Source organism: Enterococcus sp. DIV0436a, from assembly GCF_051711605.1.
GTDB lineage: Bacteria > Bacillota > Bacilli > Lactobacillales > Enterococcaceae > Enterococcus_B > Enterococcus_B faecium.
This window is the reverse complement of sequence record NZ_JBIONA010000001.1, coordinates 163,314-182,551: the sequence shown is the minus strand read 5'-3', so window position 1 is coordinate 182,551 and position 19,238 is coordinate 163,314. Positions and strand designations below refer to the sequence as shown.

Annotated in this window: 16 protein-coding genes and 1 pseudogene; 2 read left to right on the top strand and 15 right to left on the bottom strand. The window is 39.4% G+C overall.

Annotated elements, in window-relative coordinates; all coding sequences use genetic code 11:
* Positions 1-61: 61 nt before the first annotated feature.
* Together IGL15_RS00890 and IGL15_RS00885 are read right to left on the bottom strand one after the other, a co-directional pair.
* Complete coding sequence (locus tag IGL15_RS00890; RefSeq protein WP_104765612.1) at positions 62-2,767, bottom strand: YhgE/Pip domain-containing protein; 2,706 nt, start codon at positions 2,765-2,767, stop codon at positions 62-64.
* Positions 2,768-3,072: 305 nt separating this feature from the next.
* Positions 3,073-4,020, bottom strand: coding sequence for an NADP-dependent oxidoreductase (locus tag IGL15_RS00885; protein WP_438766355.1), 948 nt, complete (start codon positions 4,018-4,020; stop codon positions 3,073-3,075).
* Positions 4,021-4,209: 189 nt separating this feature from the next.
* Here IGL15_RS00885 and rpsN point away from each other — a divergent pair, with 189 nt between their 5' ends.
* Positions 4,210-4,479, top strand: coding sequence for a 30S ribosomal protein S14 (rpsN, locus tag IGL15_RS00880; RefSeq protein ID WP_002293413.1), 270 nt, complete (start codon positions 4,210-4,212; stop codon positions 4,477-4,479).
* 175 nt (positions 4,480-4,654) lie between these two features.
* Here the strand turns inward: rpsN and IGL15_RS00875 are convergent, their stop codons facing one another.
* From IGL15_RS00875 to IGL15_RS00850, 6 genes are all read right to left on the bottom strand, one after another.
* Positions 4,655-5,017 (bottom strand): type II toxin-antitoxin system PemK/MazF family toxin, encoded by a 363-nt coding sequence (locus IGL15_RS00875; RefSeq protein WP_002289874.1) that lies wholly within the window; start codon positions 5,015-5,017, stop codon positions 4,655-4,657.
* A 10-nt stretch (positions 5,018-5,027) separates the two neighbouring features.
* Positions 5,028-6,149: an alanine racemase gene (gene alr / locus IGL15_RS00870; protein ID WP_002296555.1), complete on the bottom strand. Its 1,122-nt coding sequence runs from the start codon at positions 6,147-6,149 to the stop codon at positions 5,028-5,030.
* A 15-nt stretch (positions 6,150-6,164) separates the two neighbouring features.
* Positions 6,165-6,515 carry a holo-ACP synthase gene (gene acpS, locus IGL15_RS00865; protein ID WP_002296554.1) on the bottom strand — a complete coding sequence of 117 codons (351 nt, stop codon included), beginning with the start codon at positions 6,513-6,515 and terminating at the stop codon, positions 6,165-6,167.
* A 129-nt stretch (positions 6,516-6,644) separates the two neighbouring features.
* Positions 6,645-8,156, bottom strand: coding sequence for a degradosome RNA helicase CshA (gene cshA, locus IGL15_RS00860; protein WP_002296553.1), 1,512 nt, complete (start codon positions 8,154-8,156; stop codon positions 6,645-6,647).
* 321 nt (positions 8,157-8,477) lie between these two features.
* A complete protein-coding gene (locus IGL15_RS00855) occupies positions 8,478-9,830 on the bottom strand; it encodes a UDP-N-acetylmuramoyl-tripeptide--D-alanyl-D-alanine ligase (protein WP_025479235.1) in 1,353 nt (450 codons plus the stop codon).
* A 152-nt stretch (positions 9,831-9,982) separates the two neighbouring features.
* Positions 9,983-11,059 carry a D-alanine--D-alanine ligase gene (locus IGL15_RS00850; protein ID WP_104765609.1) on the bottom strand — a complete coding sequence of 359 codons (1,077 nt, stop codon included), beginning with the start codon at positions 11,057-11,059 and terminating at the stop codon, positions 9,983-9,985.
* A 195-nt stretch (positions 11,060-11,254) separates the two neighbouring features.
* On the opposite strand from IGL15_RS00850, the gene IGL15_RS00845 reads away from it, so the two are divergent.
* The gene (locus IGL15_RS00845) at positions 11,255-13,000 is read left to right on the top strand and encodes an ABC1 kinase family protein (RefSeq protein WP_104765608.1); all 1,746 of its coding nucleotides are present in this window, start codon (positions 11,255-11,257) and stop codon (positions 12,998-13,000) included.
* Positions 13,001-13,248: 248 nt separating this feature from the next.
* Here the strand turns inward: IGL15_RS00845 and IGL15_RS00840 are convergent, their stop codons facing one another.
* The 7 genes and pseudogenes from IGL15_RS00840 to IGL15_RS00810 form a co-directional block, all read right to left on the bottom strand.
* On the bottom strand, positions 13,249-13,716 hold the full coding sequence (locus IGL15_RS00840; RefSeq protein ID WP_002325207.1) for a YaiI/YqxD family protein: 468 nt from the start codon (positions 13,714-13,716) through the stop codon (positions 13,249-13,251).
* Positions 13,700-15,074, bottom strand: a pseudogene (locus IGL15_RS00835) (hypothetical protein). The gene IGL15_RS00840 and the pseudogene IGL15_RS00835 overlap by 17 nt, the downstream one beginning before the upstream one ends.
* A 321-nt stretch (positions 15,075-15,395) precedes the next feature.
* Positions 15,396-15,884, bottom strand: a complete 489-nt coding sequence (locus tag IGL15_RS00830; RefSeq protein ID WP_104765606.1) for a GNAT family N-acetyltransferase — start codon at positions 15,882-15,884, stop codon at positions 15,396-15,398.
* Positions 15,885-15,905: 21 nt separating this feature from the next.
* Positions 15,906-16,508 carry a TVP38/TMEM64 family protein gene (locus tag IGL15_RS00825; RefSeq protein ID WP_002294220.1) on the bottom strand — a complete coding sequence of 201 codons (603 nt, stop codon included), beginning with the start codon at positions 16,506-16,508 and terminating at the stop codon, positions 15,906-15,908.
* Positions 16,509-17,011: 503 nt separating this feature from the next.
* The gene (gene udk, locus IGL15_RS00820) at positions 17,012-17,641 is read right to left on the bottom strand and encodes a uridine kinase (protein WP_002289751.1); all 630 of its coding nucleotides are present in this window, start codon (positions 17,639-17,641) and stop codon (positions 17,012-17,014) included.
* An 83-nt stretch (positions 17,642-17,724) separates the two neighbouring features.
* Positions 17,725-18,420 carry a YjjG family noncanonical pyrimidine nucleotidase gene (locus tag IGL15_RS00815; protein ID WP_086324356.1) on the bottom strand — a complete coding sequence of 232 codons (696 nt, stop codon included), beginning with the start codon at positions 18,418-18,420 and terminating at the stop codon, positions 17,725-17,727.
* A 12-nt stretch (positions 18,421-18,432) separates the two neighbouring features.
* Entirely contained in the window at positions 18,433-19,149 is a 717-nt protein-coding gene (locus IGL15_RS00810) for a 16S rRNA pseudouridine(516) synthase (RefSeq protein ID WP_002289747.1), read from the bottom strand.
* Between the last annotated feature and the right edge of the window lie 89 nt (positions 19,150-19,238).

The window sequence follows — 19,238 nt, the reverse complement described above, 5'->3', positions numbered from 1 at the left end:
ACTATTTTTCCATTTTTTTCTCTAATACTCAGGTCAAAACACTGATTTCACAACCTCTTTTTTAATGAAAAATATGGCTCTCATGCGCCGCTTCTTTGAATTTCGTCATTTTTTCTTCGATGAACGGATAGATTGCCGTTCCTACGATTCCAAAGACAACAAACAAACCGATCATGATCCAGATTGCTTTCGTAGCATTTGGCCAATAAATTCCTCCTGCAGATTCCCGTAACAAGTTTACCGCATGAGTAAATGGCAAGAACGGATTGATCATTTGGAAGAATTTCCCTGAGACTTGGATCGGATAGTTCCCGCCTCCGCCAGAGATCGACAGTACTAAGATGATAATAGCGATCCCTTTACCGACATTATCGAATAATGCAGCCAAGACATAGACGATCATCATGAACGCTAAGGCGATCAAGACAGCAAATGACACGCTGTAGACCGGATTTTGGACATCTACTCCTAGTAAGAAAATATTCCCTAATGTAACGATCAAGCTTTGCGCAATCGCCATTGTCAAAAATGTCAGCATACGAGCAACGAATTGTTCTCGTTTCGTAAAATTGTTTCGGTCTTTCTTTCCTAAATAGTATTCTGTCGTAGCAACACTTGAAAGAAGAACAGCGCCGACCCACAGACATAGTGCAGTATAAAACGGGGTGCTAGCTGAACCGTTATTTGCGATTGGATAAAGCGCATTGGTTTGTAGCTCAACAGGTTGTGTAAAGAAGTCACTTTCTTTTGTTGCATCTAGTTTCAATAATTTGATGACTTCGCCTAGATCGACTTCTTGTTCGCCTTTTCGGATCGCGTCTGCTGCTTTTTGGATACCAGCTTTGATATTTGGCCAGTCATTGTTGATCAAGTCCGCAGCAGCGTTCACAGCTATTTCGACTTCTGGCATTTTTTCATTTACTGTTGTCAATGTACCGGTGATTTCATTTTTTAGTGCTGGCCAATCATTTTGGATAAAATCAGCGGCCAATCCTAATTTTTGCTGAAGGATCGGTAATTCATTGTTGTATAGGTCTGCCCCTTCATTGATGCCATTGACGATGGTATCCATATTTCCATTCAGCATTGTATTGGCATCATGGATTTCTTGTCCAATTGCAGGCATTTCTTTTTGATATTTTTCTAAAATTGCCACTGCATTCGTTACAGTTGCTTTCGTTGAGCTGAGAAGCGAATCAAAGTCGATCTGGTCCGCTTTGCTCAGTGCGCCTTGTGCAGTCCCAATCGTATCGATGACTTGGTCTAGTAGAGAAGTGACAGTGGAACTGATTTGACCTGTATTGATACCAGCAATGATGCCATTGATATTATTAACAACGGCATCAATTTGATCTAGCAATTCATCAATAGCCTTCGTGTCTTCATTTTGAACAGCTGTGTTCAAAGCAGATAGGCGGTTTTGCAGATTGCTTAGCAAGGGTTTTAATTGATTTAGCTGATCAATAATTGGCTGCAATTTCGTATTTCCAGCACTTGTTTGCAATTTAGTCAGGAACTCGACCAGTTTATCGATTGCATTTTGTTGTTGAGATATTCCGTCAATAAAGCCGTTCAATACATTGCTGATGTTTTTCTTTTCATCATCAGTCAGCTTACCATCTTCAATAGCTGTTCTTACAGTATCTATTAACGAACCTGTCGTTGTTGCCACTTGTCCAATTGACTTCAATGTGACATCTACGCTGTTTGTGATGCTTGGTATCGCATCTTTCAGCTGAGAGGCACCTGATTTTGTTTGGTTTGCTAGATCACTTGCCTGGTTTTCTAAATTTTTCACATCTGGCAAGATATCCTGTACTTGTTGGATGATCGTCAAGCCTTGTTTTGCTTCATCGATTCCTTGGTTCATTGTCTCTTGGATCGAAGCAAAATCACCGTCGATCTCTGCTAGTTGTTTACCGGCATTTTGGATCTCTGGGATTTTTTCTTGCAAATCAAGGATGATTTTTGCTTGGTCTTTCAATTCAGGCATTTTGTCATTCAATGCAACGACTTTTTCACCCATCTCATCTACTTTAGGGATGTAATCCACGAATTCATTTGCTTTATTCAGTTTTTCCTTGATTTCAGGTAGTTGACTTTGTAATTCGAGGACTTGTTTTGTGTAGCCGTCGATCGTGTCCAAATTTTCATCTGTTGATAAAATCATATCTTTGACTTTATTGATACTTACTAGGTTCGTATCGATGTCGTAACCTATCTCATTGAATACTTTCAATAAAGTCGAACTGGCTGTTTTGATAAATTCATTTGTGATTTGCGATTGGATCGAACTTGCTCCTTTATCGGTGATTTTCGGTGCAATCGCATTGATTTTTTCATTTACCGTATATTCGATTTTTGGTTTCTTGATATCACCACTAGTAAAACTCAGCAGATCTTCTGAGAAATCCTTTGGCAAGTAAATACCTGCGTAATACTTTCCGGAACGGACTCCGTCTTCTAATTGTTCTTTTGAATCAACGAATTGCCATCCTAATTGTTTATTTTTATGAAGCGATTCGATGACTTGCTCCCCAATGGCCACTTCTTTACCTTGAAACTCTGCTGGCTTGTCTGCACTGTAAACAGCAATTGGCAGCTCTCCAGTATTTCCATATGGATCCCATAATGCTTTGATGTTAAACCACGCATATAGCGAAGGGATGATCATGATCGCGATGATCAGAAGTGTTGCAATCGGGTTTTTGAAAATCCGTTTCCAGTCAAGCAAATATAATCGAAGCGTATTTTTGATTGACTGCATAGTTCTCCCCCTTCTTCTTTTTTCAGCTGAATTACTTTACCATGTATTTCATACTTTTTTCAATCGGCTTTTTTCAAAAAAGTCGAATTTTTGGACATATCACGGCAATTGTCTCATTGTAATCTCTTACATATTGAGAAATAATTAAGGATTACAGCCTTTACTTTATCATGAAATAAAAGGGAAAGATAATTTTATGCCAAAGTTTTTATCTATTATACGTATACGCAAAAAAGCTAAAACATTTTTTGTCTTTGCCCCTACAAAAATGTTTCAGCTTTTTTCGTTTTTTATTCCTGTATTTCTTATTTTTCGAATGACAGGATGATTTTCCCAGCAGGAGGATGTCCTTCAACTAGCTGATGTGCTTGGATGACATGCTTAAGTGAAGCAGACAGATTCATTGAAATAAAAACATGAAAGGCTCCTTTTTGGTAGGCTTTGATTATGCCAGCAAAGGCTTCTGCATCTAGATATTCCTTTCTTGGAACAAACGATTCATAAAAGCCTTCCTTTTTTTGCCGCAAATCTAGATCTGGGAGGTCATTTAATGCAACATACCTGCCGCCTGGTTTCATGATCTGGATGCCGGTTTCTCCTTTGATACTTCCTTTCGTCGCATCGATTACAAGGTCTGCCTGATCAGCAAATTGCAGACCTGGATTTGTTTTATCATAAGCAGCAAATGCTGAAGCTCCTAATTTTTTTACCTTTTCCTCACTTTTACTGGATGCACTGGTTAAGATTCGGATTCCCTTTTCATGGAGAAGCTGGATCAGACTTGACCCGACCGCACCTGATGCTCCTAGTATCATTACAGTATCTGTCGGCTGGATTTCCGTCAAATGGTTGATTAGATTATAAGCCGTAATTCCTGGCGTGACCATTCCGGCTGCTTCTTCCCAACTCATTTTATCTGGAATTTTTGCTACTTTTGCTGATGGCAACACGACTTCTTCTCCGTAAGTCCCGCCGACTGCATGGACAGCTACTCGATCACCTACATGAACAGTTGTGACATCTGAACCAATATCTGTCACAATACCAGCGCCATCATTACCTGGTACATAAGGGAATTTCAATGTTCGTATCTCTTTCATTTCTCCTAAACACAAGGCAACATCATAAGGATTCACACTGAATGCTTTTATTTCTACACGAACATGTCCAGAACCGACTTCTCTGGGATGAGCATCGATTTCTTCAAAAACATCTTGTGCTTCTCCGTAACCGTTAATTGCAAATCTTCGCATGGTCACCATCTCCCTTTTTCTTTAAGTTTACGTTTATGCCTTTATTTTGACAAAAAAAATGTCTTTTCGTTTTGGCGCATGATTCAAAACAAAATAATTGTCTTTTTTCGCGAAACGTGTTAAATTATTTATCCAAAAGCGTAAAGATTACGATTTACGCTAATAAAAAATAATTGGAGGAATTTGTTGATGGCTAAAAAATCAAAGATTGCCAAAGCAAAAAAACAGCAAGAAACGATTGAACGCTATGCTGCTTTACGCCAGGAATTAAAAGCGCAAAAAGATTACGAAGGCTTGCGCAAACTTCCTTTAGATGCTCGTCCAGAACGATTGAAAAATCGTGATTTGATCGATGGACGCCCTCGCGGATACATGCGTAAATTCGGGATGTCCCGTATAAAATTCCGTGAATTAGCACATAAAGGTTTGATTCCAGGAGTAAAAAAAGCCAGCTGGTAATCCAAGTCTGGCTGTAATGTAAAGGGGGAGGGCGCATGGACCACTCCTTGGATCATCAAAAAAGATACGTTCGCTTCTTCTAGCAGAAATGCTGGTACTAGAAGCAGACGTATCTTTTTTTACGCACAGTTGGTCCTTTTTTATATGTAAAGGCTGCATGGTTACTTCGCTATATTTATTTAGTAACAGGAGTCAGTGCTTCGATACCCACACTAATTTTCAATGCTCGGTCAACTTCTGCCATAATGGGTCGATCCAAATGGCAGACCTTTTCTTTCAATCTTGATTTATCGATCGTTCTGATCTGCTCCAACAGGATAACGGAGTCTCTTTCTATTCCTGTTCCAGTAGCTTTGATCCCAATGTGAGTCGGAAGCTTAGGTTTAGCCATTTTTGCCGTTATGGCCGCAACAATGATCGTCGGGCTAAAATGGTTACCTAGATTATTTTGAATAACCAAAACTGGGCGTGTTCCGCCTTGCTCCGATCCCACGACTGGAGAAAGATCAGCAAAATAAATATCTCCTCTTTTTACCATAGGATCCTCCTTATTCTTGATATTCTCTTGGTATCCGCTGTCCTAATCCGCAAGCCACTTCATAGTGGATCGTACCTAATTGATCTGCTATATCCTGCATAGTGATTTCTTTGTCTGCATTTTTGCCGATAAGCGTCACTTTTGTTCCGACAGGAAATTCTTGAGGCAATCGGATCATCAGTTGATCCATACATACACGCCCAATCGTTTCACAGTAGTTCCCTTCTACCAATAGAGAAAAACCCTGCATCTTTCGTGGCCAGCCATCTGCATAACCGATCGGTATCGTTCCGATCCACTCTGCTTCAGGAGTGATATATGTTTCTCCATAGCCGATTCCTTCACCTGCTGGGAGTTTTTTGACTTGAATCAATTCAGAAACCAGCTCAAGTGCTGGCTGCAATGGATAAACTTCCGGTAGTGCGTGCCCAGAGGGATTCAGTCCGTACATTGCTACTCCATAACGAATCATATTGCCGATTGTTTCATCATGCCATAAAGCCGTTGCACTATTGCTGACATGTACATATCGAGGAAGTTCAGGAAGTTTTTTTAGCACTTCTATAAAGCGTTCTTTTTGCAGATTCCAATATGTATCATCTGCCTGATCTGCTGTAGAAAAATGGGTAAATAAACCTTCCCATTCTAATACACGACTTTCTTTGATGAATGCAGCTGCCTCTTTTACTTCTTCAGGTGTACAAAATCCGATACGACCCATCCCAGTGTCTGCTTTTAGATGAATCGAAAGAGGCGTCTCTAGCTTACTTTTCTCTAAAACAGCAGCTGCTGCCTGCAACCATTCCCGTGTACCTGCAGTTACTGATAAATCATGAGCAACAGCTACAGTCAGTGCGTCGTAAGGAACCATATTCAAGATAAGGATGGGCTGAGTAAATCCAGCTTCTCTCAACTCGACTCCTTCATCTAAATTTGAAACACAAAAGCCCGAAGCTCCACCTGCAACTGCTGCCTCAGCTGTTTCAATAGCTCCATGACCGTATCCGTTTGCTTTTACTACTGCAAACAATTCTTTTCCTTGCGGAAGTCTTGCAACTTCATTTGCTACATTTTCAGTTATAGCTTTTTTATGTATCACTGCTTTCGTTGGGCGGTGCCAAGCGACAACCATCGTTTTTCCTTCTTTCTAGTCTTCCAAAATAATTTGTGCAAAAGCTGTTTCATTTGTATGAGTAATACTGACCCATACATTGCCTTCATGAGGTGAACGCGTCACAACAGGCTGACCATTTTCATTTTTTAAAATCTCAACATCTTGAAAGGTAACTTTTCCGATCCCAGTTCCCCAAGCTTTAGAGAAAGCCTCTTTGCAAGCGTAACGCCCGCCTAAAAATTCTACTTGGCGATGAAAAGGCAAGGACTGGAATAGTTTCATTTCATCAGAGGTCAAGATTCGTGCAATGAATTTTGGTTTTTCTTCGATCAGCCGAGTGATCCTAGGAAGTTCGACTGCATCGATCCCAATTCCTTTTATCATATGCTTTTCTCTTTTCAATAAATTTAGAACACTCTCATTCTACCAAATTATAACCATTTTGCCACAAATAAGTCCACAAATAACAAAAATGAAAGTTTCTCTTAAAAAAGAGAAACTTTCATTTTATGTTTAATCGTTATTTGAACGGATTACAAATCCGCGTTTTTTATCATTGTGACGTTTACCGCCATCTTTTTGGCTGTTATTATTTTTGCTATAACCGCCTTTTGATTTGTTTCCACGATAATTACCGCCGTCACGACGATTACGGTTGTTTCCGCCACCACGTTTGCCATTTTTATTGTATCCTTTTTTCTGCATTGGCAATGGGCGTTCTGGTGTGATCTTCACTGGCACTGCATCAGCTGGATCTTTTGCTGTCGTTTTTAGCAAAAGTGCAACTAAATCTTGTGCAGAATATTCTTCTAATAATTTATCTGCTGTTTGCAGGTATTTATCTAGACCATTTTCTGCAAGTTTTGTTTCGATTTGTTCAACTGCAGCACCTAATTGACCTTTGAATGCTTCTTTTTCGGTTGGAGGACGTAAAGTCGTCATCCGTTTTTTCGTCAAGTTTTCAATCACATGCAAGTAGTCCATTTCATTTGGTGTAACGAAAGTCACAGACATACCGCCTTTTCCGGCACGGCCTGTACGTCCGATACGGTGAACGTAGCTTTCTGGATCTTGAGGGATATCATAGTTGTACACATGAGTGACACCTGAAATATCTAATCCACGTGCAGCAACGTCTGTCGCTACAAGGATATCTAAATGACCGCTCTTAAATGAACGCAATACGCTCATTCGTTTTTGTTGAGACAAATCGCCATGGATTCCTTCTGCACGGTAACCGCGTGCTTCTAATCCGCGTGCCAATTCGTCTACACGGCGTTTTGTACGTCCGAAGACGATTGTTAATTCAGGTGTTTGAACATCAAACAAGCGAGTCATGATATCGAATTTTTCGTATTCTTTTGCGCGGACATAGTATTGATCGATCAAGTCAGCTGTCATTTCTTTCGCTTTGATCTTCACATGATGTGGATTTTTCATGAATTTAACGCCAATATTCTTGATAGCTGGCGGCATCGTTGCTGAGAAAAGTAATGTTTGTCTTTGATCAGGAACTTGTGAAATGATTTTTTCGATATCTTCCAAGAAGCCCATATTCAACATTTCATCTGCTTCATCCAAAACTAATGTTTGAACGGTTCCAAGTTTCAATGTGTGGCGGTTGATGTGGTCAAGCATACGTCCTGGTGTACCCACAACGATATGTGGACGATCTTTCAAGCCACGGATCTGACGGCCAATATCCGCTCCGCCGTAAACGGCTTGTACACGTACTTTTTTGTCGCGCCCTAAACGATATAATTCTTCTTGTGTTTGGATAGCTAATTCACGTGTTGGTGCGATAACTAAACCTTGTAATTCGTGACGATCTGGATCGATTTTTTCTAACATTGGTAATCCAAATGCAGCTGTTTTCCCTGTACCTGTCTGTGCTTGTCCAATAACGTCTTTTCCAGCTAATGCTAGTGGAATCGTTTCTGCTTGGATAGGCGTTGCTTCTTCAAAACCAGCGCGTTCGACTGATTTCAACAATTCTGGTGATAATTCTAGTTCTTTAAATTTCAAATGAATCCTCCTATATGGTTGTTAACTGAGGATGTAGCTTTTTTGCTACCCCGTCGATTTGTTCGGTCAAAGTGTATTGTTTCTTTTTGACAGTGGCCACGCACGTTTTTATCCATTCTTAGCCCCTGTGGCACCACCGAAAAATCACTTTGCGAAGTTTAGGCATTAGAAAAGCCAAACGGGTCGCGTTCAGCTTTATCATTATTATGACATCTGGCTTCAACAAGTTGTTTCTATGGCAAAACCAGTCCAATTTCTCTTCATCTTTCGGCAATAGGTTATTCTAACATAGTTTTTCGTTTTCTGCAAGTTTACAGATTTTTATTTCATTTGCTGAAGCTGTTCTACCACTTCAAATAAGCCCATGCTGTTGCTGCCTTTTAGCATAATACTATCTGTTGCTTCAAGATTTTGTTTTACAGCATCAATCAATTTATTCTTTTCTTTTTCAAAATAGAACACAGGTAGTTGGGGGTATTTTTGGTTCAATTCTTCTTTTAATGCATGCATTTGTTCCCCGTACAAGAAAATCATGGCAAATTTCTCAGGATCGATATGTTCACTCATTTGCGCATGCATGCTTAAAGAATCTTTCCCTAATTCCAGCATATCTGCTAACACAGCGATTCTGCGCCCTTTTGTTGGCAGATTTTTAAAAGTATCTAATACCAGTCCCATGGCTGTTGGATTTGCATTGTAGACATCGCTCAAAATAGCTGCACCATTTCCTGCCGTTAGCCATTCGGTTCTGTTTTGAGTGATAGAAACATGGGCGAGCCCTTGGCGTATCTCAGGTATGGACAGTCCAAAGAAGCGCCCGATCGTATACGCAATCAAAGCATTCGTTACATTATAACTTCCAGGCAGCGGGATCGTAAATGTTTCTCCTTCTACTACAAAATCGGTTTGTGCTTTTCCTTTTGCTGTCACTTCCGCATGAACATCGCCATTTCCAATACCGAATGTTGTGACTGTTTGTACTAATGTTGCCGTTAAAGGTGTCAGCAACGGTTCATCTGCGGGCACAACGAGTAATCCGTCTGGTACAAGTCCGTCAGTGATTTCCATTTTGGCTTTAGCGATTCCTTCTCGCGACCCAAGATTTTCTATGTGTGCTTCACCGATCATTGTGATTGCTGCAGCTTTTGGTTGAGCCATCAGTGAAAGTTCCGTGATTTCATTGGCGTGATCCATGCCCATTTCCAAAACGATCTTTTCTGTATCTTGGGGCATGTGCAAAATCGTGTAAGGAAGACCAATATTATTGTTGTAATTTCCTTGCGTCTTATATGTTTTGTATTTTTCAGACAAGACAGACGCGGTTAGATCTTTCGTGGTGGTTTTACCATTGCTTCCTGTAATTGCAACGACTTCTGCGCCTACTTTTTCCAAGTAATAGGTTGCCAATTGCTGCATGGCTTTCAAAGGATCTGCTACAGGAATAACTGGAAAATCTTTTGGAGCTTGTTCAACAGGCAAGCTCCAAAATGAAGCAGATGCTCCGTTTGTGATCGCTTGCTGGATAAATTCATGTCCATCTCTCGTACCGGCAAGAGGAACGAATAAACTTCCTTCGGTTATCTTCCGGCTGTCAAATTCGACATTGGTAATCTTTGTCAGTGCAGAGCATTCGCTGCCCACGGCTTGTGCAATTTCTTGTATTGTTAGATTCATTGAGATCTCTCCTAAAAAAGGTTGTGAAAAAAGCGTTTGGCCTAAACGGCGGGTTCGCATGACTCTCACTTCCAAGTAAATTTCTCTATTCGTATTTAGAAGCTAGAATGAACGCGGCTACGCGTTCACTCCAGCTTCTTCTTTATTTCTCTTTATTCATTTTTTTCAAAAAAAGATTGACGCTGATGGTATCGATTCATTCCTAATTGAATCAGTTCTTCAATCAAATCACCGTATTTCAAGCCCATATTTTCCCATAAAAGTGGGTACATACTGAACTCCGTAAATCCTGGCATAGAGTTTAATTCATTCAGGAATAATTCATTTTTATTTGTCAAAAAGAAATCACACCGGCTCAATCCGCTTCCGCCTAACATCGTGTAAGCTAACTTCGCGTACTCTTGTGCTTTTTGATAAACTTCTTCCGGCACTTCGGCTGGAATCTGCATTTCGATTTTATTATTGATATATTTGGCTTCATAATCATAGAATGCTACGTCTTTTACGACTTCGCCAGGCAAAGTCGTCCGAACATCTTCATTTCCTAATACAGCAACTTCGATTTCGCGCGCTTCAATTCCTTGTTCAACGATTGCTCGAGAATCATACTGATAGGCTGTTGCTAAAGCATTTTGCAATTCTTCTCGGTTTTCTGCCTTTGTAATGCCGACACTAGAACCCATATTCGCCGGTTTGACAAACATCGGATAAAGCAAAGAACCTTCACATTGATCAAATACTTTCTTAGGATTTTCTTTCCATTGATTCTTAAGTACTGGTACATAAGGAACTTGTGGCACACCAGCAGCTTGTAAAATATATTTGGTCATGATTTTATCCATGGCACATGCACTGGTCAATACGCCTGCACCGACATAAGGCATATTCAATGTCTCTAAGAAGCCTTGGATCGTTCCATCTTCCCCGTTTGGCCCATGTAAAACTGGAAAAACGATGGCTCCTTCTTCTTTGATTTCGCCTGGATTAATCACTTTTCCTGTAAAGCCTTCCTCTGCCTGTCCACTTGGGTCCCATGAAAGATGCAAGACATCTTTGCTTGCAGGTTTTTCTGTTAGTAATGGACCTTTGACCCATTGTCCTTCTTTTGTAATAAATATGAGTTGAACTTGGTAATAATTATAATAAATGGCATTCAAAACTGAAAATGCGGAAAGAATAGACACTTCATGCTCTGCGCTGCGTCCGCCATATAGTAAAGTAATCTTCAAAAGATTGTCCTCCTGTATTCTAAATCGTTCAGTGATTTACTCTCATATTTTAGCACAAAACAAAAATAAACGAATAACTTATTTATAAAAAAACGAGCCAGCTTCTAAAAGAACGAGTGTCATTTATTTTTTGTCAGCTAGATTATTTGTCCCGTTTTTTATAAAAAGTTATGATAAAGAAAAGGAGGGATGATGATGGCGCAAACAAATCCACGCAGCCGCTTGGCAGAAATCATTCGAGTGTTCATCAATTACAATGTAGTGCCAAACTTTGTACAGCAAAAAAATCCCGAACAGGTAAAAAAAGCCTTTGAAGAGTTAGGCCCCACCTTCATCAAGATAGGACAGATGCTTTCTGTTCGAGAGGACTTGCTTTCCTCTGCCTTCACTCAAACATTCAAAACATTACAAGATAGTGTACCTAGCGACACATTTTCAACGGTCAAAAAGACGATCGAAACAGAACTTTCTCTTTCATTATCAGATATATTCGATGATTTTTCCAAATCGCCTTTTGCCTCTGCTTCTATGGGGCAGGCTCATCGTGCCAAGCTGAAGAACGGTGACGCGGTAGTTGTTAAGATCCAACACCCTAACATCGCCGAAGAGATCCGACTTGATCTTCAACTATTTGAACGAGCGATCCCTTTGATCAAATACATTCCTGAAACTAGCGTAGTTGATCTAAAAGGGGTACTCCAAGAAGTGAAACGTTCCTTGATCAATGAAATGGACTTCTTAAAAGAAAGTCAAAATGGCGAACAATTCTATCAAAAGAACAATGGCTGGAAAGAGATCCGCAGCCCCAAGATTTATGACGCTTTTTGTTCGAAAAAAGTGATCGTGATGGAAGAAATGTCTGGTAAAAACTTGAATCATTTAATGAACGCCGAAAACAAAACTGAAACTTTTATCACCGGTATTCAAAACAAGAAGCTGAAACAAAAAGTTGCAAAACTTTTAGTTGAGAACTTTATGAAACAGGTGTTTGATGATGGTTTTTTCCATGCTGATCCTCATCCAGGGAATCTGCTATTCCATGTACTAACAAAAGAAGAACAGACACAAGCTAGCCGAAAAACTGAAACAGTCCATGAAAAAGAGTTCGGTTCCTTTACTTTTCGAGCCTCTACTTCTACAGAAGACCCTGTTGCGCCATATACCGTCAACTACATCGATTTTGGTATGATGGGGCATCTTTCTGCAGGTCTTAGGCAAAAGCTCACACAAGCCGTTTTAGCGCTGTATACGAAAGATGCTTATCGAATCGAAAAAGCGGTCCTTCGACTTTGTCAGCAAGAAGGCGCGTTTGATGAAAGTCGGTTCCACCAAGAACTGACAAGTTTTCTTGAACAGTATTATGATTCTCCTATTGATGAAATCAACTTGCAAGAAGTATTCACACACGTTGTGACGATTTGTCATCAAAATAATCTGCAGTTCGATCGTGATATCACGCTTTTGCTGAAAGCATTTGGGACATTAGAAGGGGTGATCCGCGTCCTCGATCCTGAAGTTTCCCTCATGGAAGTCGCTTCGCCTTTTGCCCAACATTATTTTCTCACTCATCTGGATGTAGAAGATACATTGAAACAAAGCGGATTAGACTTATTGGAAGGGATGAAGGCTGCGCCTAAGATCCCTCAACAGCTCCACCATCTATTAGAAATGTGGACTTCGGGACAAGGAAAAGTCAATTTGGAATTGAAAAAGCAAGACAAATTATTGAGCAGGATCGAAAGTATGATCAATCGGCTTGTTTTCGGTATGATTTTAGCTGCATTGATCGTAGGGTCCTCCCTGCTTGTCCAAGCAGCACCTGTAGAAAACGCAGAGGTCGTTTCCTTATTAGGGATATTTACGTATGCTATTGCCGCATTCGTCATTATTTTTTTGGCAATCGATGCATTGATCCAAATGTATAAGAAGAGGAAAAAGTAGAAAAAGGTGGTGACAGAAAGAATCAGCTTCAAGAAATAAGAAGGGGTTTTACATAAATTGTTTCTCAAATTTTTGTGAAAATTCGGCTTATTTTTCGAAGAGGCTACTTCTGAAACACCGAGAATAAAAAATGTGAAAAAGCTGTTCTGCACCCAGTAATAAGAACAATCAAAAAGGAACATGGGGCACATTTATCCTGTTTCCCTGTTCCTTTTTTGGTGTATTCGAGCATAAATAAAATACCTTCGTTACCTACTATCTTCTGTACTTGGTAAACCTTGGTCAATTGCCTTTTTTAACGCTTGACGAAAAGACATATGATCTTTCTCCGTAAAGGGTTTTGGACCCTTTGTCCTTATGCCAGCTTTTCTTAACTTTCCACTATGATAACGTTGTTCTAGAAGCGTGCCGATATTCGCTTCGTCAAATTCTTTTCCAGAGTGATGGAACACTCGGACGCCCTTCGGCAATACAAGTGAAGCTAAACCATAATCTTGCGTGATCAAAAAGTCATTCTTCTTAACCATACCGACGATTTTATAATCCGCACTATCAGCTCCGCGGTCTACGTAGACGATTTGGACATGATTAGCGTATTCTTTGGTCGTATAATGGTCCACACTGGTCACGATAACCACGTCAAGACCATAGGATTCTCCTAATTTTATGACATCTTCTTTTACTGGAGAACCATCTCCATCAATGAATAGCCTCATTCTTTTTTCGCCTTCTTCCATAAATGATAAACAGTTACTAATCCGCTCAGTAAGAGACCAACATTGATCCATTTTGCCAAGATAAGCAGTTGTACACTTTCTATCGGCACTGATTCATGGTTCAGCGTGATCAATAATAGATGGATTGGCTCTCCCATTTCTTTTGCTAAAACAAACAAAAGCGTCATCAATAAAAACTGGTGGATCACACTCCCTTTATTTTGAGTAGTATACTTGACAACGATCCGGCGATCCATTGGAATAGCTGCATCAGTTTGATAATATTCCTTATTTAGCCAGCTGCCTGTTACTACGTGCCAGAAACTAAGCAGAAAGACACCTATCGCAAAACCATTTGGAATCAAGAGGACCAATAAAGAAGAACTCAGTCCAAGCAATTGCATAGCCAATGGAGACCATGTTAAACGTTTCAAAATCCATGGTCCGACTATTTTTGCTGCAATCAAGCCTGCTGCATAAGGCAAATACATAAAAATCGAAAGTTTTTCTAATCCATACAGTATGCCAACATAAAAACTGCTAAATAAAAAAAGGAAATTCCCTAGCATTCCATTTAGAAAAGTAAACAGATTTAGCCAGCTTGGCAACTTCCATTCCTTCTTCTGGTGTCCTAAAACAAACACGAACAAGATGAACAGTAGCAAGAAACCATAAATAGCAAGATCAAAAAGCCTTTCATCGAATAACAATCGGGCATTTCTCAAAAGAAACAATAAGCCAAAGAATATCAAAAATAAAACAAGCTCTCGCGTAGCTACCAGATTTCTTTTGATGTCTTTGAAATCCAGTTCGTAACGCGGATAATGACTAACCGTATGGTAGGCCATGACGTAAAAAAGTGTATAAATAGTAAAGCTTGCTGCAATCTGAGTCGGTGCAGGCAACTCAATCGCTTGATACAGGAGAAATAGCCAGATAGCTGCAAATAAGTACTTTTTCCCATCCATATTGATAAAACCTTGCGTCTTTTCGTGAAAATTGACCGTGGTATTAGCAGGTACAAGCCATGCTGCACTCAGCCCTAGCAAAACACTTGAAAAATAAAATAAAGGAAAATAAAATACGCCTAATATTCCAAGCAATGAACCAGCACCACCAATCAGCAGAGCGATCATCAGCAACGTGTAACTATCTAGACCAAATCGTAGACTGTTGACTAAAAATAGTCCAGTCATCCGAAAGGCATAAAACAGCGTAAATGGCAAAATCGTCCGCCAATTATGCGAGTCTGTTAGTCCCAAAAATAAAAGATAAGGAATAAAAATAACCGTGTTACTTAAGATAAAGGGCGTTGTTTGTGTAAAATTACGCCCAAATCGTTTGAGTTTTTCGAACATGACAATGGCTCCTTAAACAGTCTTATAACTAATCCGCTCTTCGATTTTAGCATTAAAGGGGAAATAAACCAATTTTACAGAATATATTCTTGTAAAAAAAAATGCAGAAAGAAGCATAAGCTTCTTTCTGCATTTTTACGGTACTTGATTACTCAAGCAGACAAGCCCTTCTCCACAAAAGTCTTGCCCGACACCCCTGCATCCGGCAGGTGATAAAGATAGAAATCAATTATCCTGTGCCTCCAAAATCAATTAGGAGCTCTGTAAACCAGAGTCCTTCTCGACCCGTCGCATAAATTTACTTTAACACAGTTCCTATGTTTATGCGAGAGCTTTTTTCATTTTATAATCGACCATTTGAAATCCTTGACCGATATCTGAAACAAGTTCTTCTGTAATCTCAAATCCTTCATGCTTATAAACCTCGATTGCTTGATGATTTCCCTGGTTCACTCGCAAAAAGATCTCTCTTTCCTTTGTTTGCGCAGCAAGTTTTTCATACCAGCGAAAAACTGAAGAAGTCAATCCTTGACCACGTACTTTATTTAGCAAATATAATTTACTTAAATAAATTTTTCCATTTATCTCTTCATAAGCAGTGTAACCGACCGTCTTTTCTTCGCTTTTTAATAAAAAGTAGGACACACCTTCTGCCAGTTCTTTTTGAATCTGTTTTTTTGACTGATAAGTTTTCAGCATGTAATCCACTTGTTTTTGACCAATGATCGGCACAAAAGCTTCCGGCCATACTTCTTGTATGACTGCCATCAGCTCATCCAATTCATTTTCTGTTACTTTTATTTTTTCCATACACCCACGTCCTTTTTTACATTATAAATGACCTTGCGCTTGATGGAATAAAAAGAGCATGATCATGCTATACACACCCACCGACCATGGTTTCAAGAAAATCACAATCTGCATAAATTCCCTAAAAGATAATTTCGTCAAACCAGCTACTAGACAGATCAAGTCGTCTGGCGCAAAGGGAAGCAGCAAGGTAACAACTAGTACTTTTTTGATATCTTTCGTTTTTCTTGTCAGCAATTCATCAAATTTCTGATACTTTTTTGGCGATAAAATAAGCTGGACAAAGGCTACGCCATAGTAACGGACAAGTAAAAATCCGATTGCTTCCCCAATCACTAGGCCAATACAACTATATAAAAGCCCAAATCCATTGCCAAACATCAGCATGCCCGCTACTGAGGAGATCCCTCCCGGCAAAATAGGAATGATCACTTGGATCACTTGCAACAGAACAAATATCATCACTGCATACTTGCCAAATTGCTGGATAAACGCTTGCAAAGACGTGCTCGATCGAAAAATTCCATGATGATAAGCATAAAGAATCAACACAAAGAAAAAAAACAGACCAATAATGGGCATGATCTGAAGACATTTTTGTAAAACTGATCCTTTTTTAGACATCTATATTCCCCACATCTTTTTTCATTTATTAAAACTGCCTCCTTAGGGGGTGCGACAAAAGAGCTTCTTCAAAAAAATAAGTCGAAATCTCACACAAATTCGAGAAATAATTTTCGTAAGTTTCTTCTTATTTATTGCATCTAACCACTTCTGTTACAACCTCTCGTTAAACGGTGTTCAAAAGCTTGCATCTACGATAATAAGCCCAACCCAACGAAAAACGTGAGGAGCTGTTTTATTTGGATGCTCTTATCGCTTGATGCAAAGACAGCTTTTTTACAACCTCTACTTCACGGTGCTCAATCAGCTGACCTTCGGTATTAGCTCAAAAAACGGTAAAATATAAACAGCTATTTTCCGTTTCTTCTTTTTAATACTTAGGTCAAGATGCTGTTTTCACAACCTCTTGTTATAAATAAAAAAACAGTTGGCTGGTGACTGTTCAAAAAGCAGAATCCTTGCTTTTCAAACGGTCGCAGTCCGTTCAACTGTTTCGCTGCGCACTATTTATGGTTTAAGAAACTAGCTACTTTTGTTGTAATCAAATCAATAGCAACGTGGTTTTCTCCGCCTTCTGGAACAATGATATCCGCATAGCGCTTCGTTGGTTCGATAAATTGATGATACATCGGTTTAACAACTGTCAAATATTGTTCGATCACGGAGTCCAATGTGCGTCCCCGTTCTTCCATATCCCGTTTGATACGACGAATGATACGAATGTCATCATCTGTATCTACGTATACTTTGATATCCATCAAGTCACGCAGACGTTCGTCTTCTAAAATCAGGATTCCTTCTAGAATGATCACTTCTTTTGGTTCCTGAATGATCGTTGCCTGACTTCTTGTATGCGCTACATAGTCATACACGGGTTTTTCAATGGCTTTATAGTTCAGTAAGTCGCCTACATGCTGAATCAGCAGATCATTATCAAAGGCAAATGGGTGATCGTAATTTGTGTTCAATCGTTCTTCAAAACTCAAATGGCTCTGATCCTTGTAATAAGAATCTTGTTCAAGCATCATGATGGAATGGTCCGGGAAGTTGTTGAAAATCGCACGGCTGACACTTGTCTTTCCGCTTCCGGATCCACCCGTCACACCAATGATAATTGGCTTGCTTTTTGTCATTGACTAAAACCTCTTTCGTATCCGTTTTTTCATTCTAATCTATTATAGCGAAAAAACACGAAAATGCTATATTTTTCTGAAAATTAATCTTTTTCAATTTCCAATAATGAATAAAGTTCCTCTAATGAATCGATTCGATAAGTAGGCTGGATTTCTTCGATTTCTGGTAATTTATTTCTATTGAACCAAATCGTATCGATCCCTGCCATATTTCCTCCTTTGATATCAGAAGTCAAAGAATCACCAATGATCACAGTTTGCTTTTTATCAAAATTAGGAATGTGGGAAAAGACATGATCAAAAAATTCTTTCATCGGCTTTTGCGCTCCGACAGCTTCTGAGACAAAGATATCCTTGAAGTAATCAAGCATTCCTGCATCTGTTAATCGCTGATGTTGCGTGTGCGACACACCGTTCGTCACAATATAAAGTTCAGCATGCGGATGGACCTTTTTCAGGATTTCTAGACTTCCTGGAACAAGATCATGACCTTGGTTCAAGTAGTGGCGGTAGCGTTTTTCCATTTGATCACTATCTACTGTTTTCCCAAATTGCTGGAAAAGTAACCCAAAACGACTGCCTATTACTTCTTCTCGTGATAGTCTGCCCTTTTCAAATTCCTGCCATAAATGATGATTCAAAGCCTTATAGCTCGTTTTGATTTCTGGTGTCAACGTGATTCCTTGTTCTGCAAACAAAGCACTTAAAGCATTGGCTTCAGTTAATTGAAAATCTAACAATGTATCATCTACATCGAACAATAAAGTTTTATATTTCATCTTTTTGACCTCCTATTTAAAATAAATACTTAACTTTTTCATCTCTGCTAATGTCAACGATCGATACTCGCCTACTCCTAGCTGTTCATCTAATTCCAATGGTCCCATGCTTAGCCGTTTCAATGCGGTCACTTTCTTTCCTTGGGCTAAGAACATCTTTTTGACTTGATGGAATTTTCCTTCTTGGATCGTCAATAAAACCGTACTTTGGTGCTTGTCTGCTTTGAGTATTTTTAAATCAGCCGGCTTACATTGATACCCATCAGCGAATACGATTCCATTTTCAAATGCTGTTACGTCTGCCGGTGTCACCCTTTCGTTCACAACTACTTGATAAGTCTTTGAAACCTTTTTTTCTGGAAGTAGCATTTCATATCCCAATTGTCCATTCGAAGTGATCAGCAATAGTCCTGTTGTATCTCTATCTAGTCTTCCCACTGGATATAATGGTTGGAAACGATCGGCACTTGCAATCAGATCGATTACTGTCGTCTTTTCTGGATCTGATACAGCTGTAACAGCTTTTTCAGGTTTATTGAGAAGATAATAGGACTCATTTGTTTCTAAGTGTTCACCTGCTACTTCGATTTGATGCAGTAAACTATCTACATTTCGATTTTGTCGAAATTCGACTGTGCCATCTATCATCACTTGCTTCAAAGCAAACAGCCGCTTCATTTCCTTGCGTGTCGTTTCTAATTTTTCTTCTATTAATTTATCTAAACGCATGCTGTTTCCTTTCTTATTACTACTAATTAATTATACCTTGAATATTCTTGCTTGCAAATACATCATCATAGTTATTCCTTGACTTAATT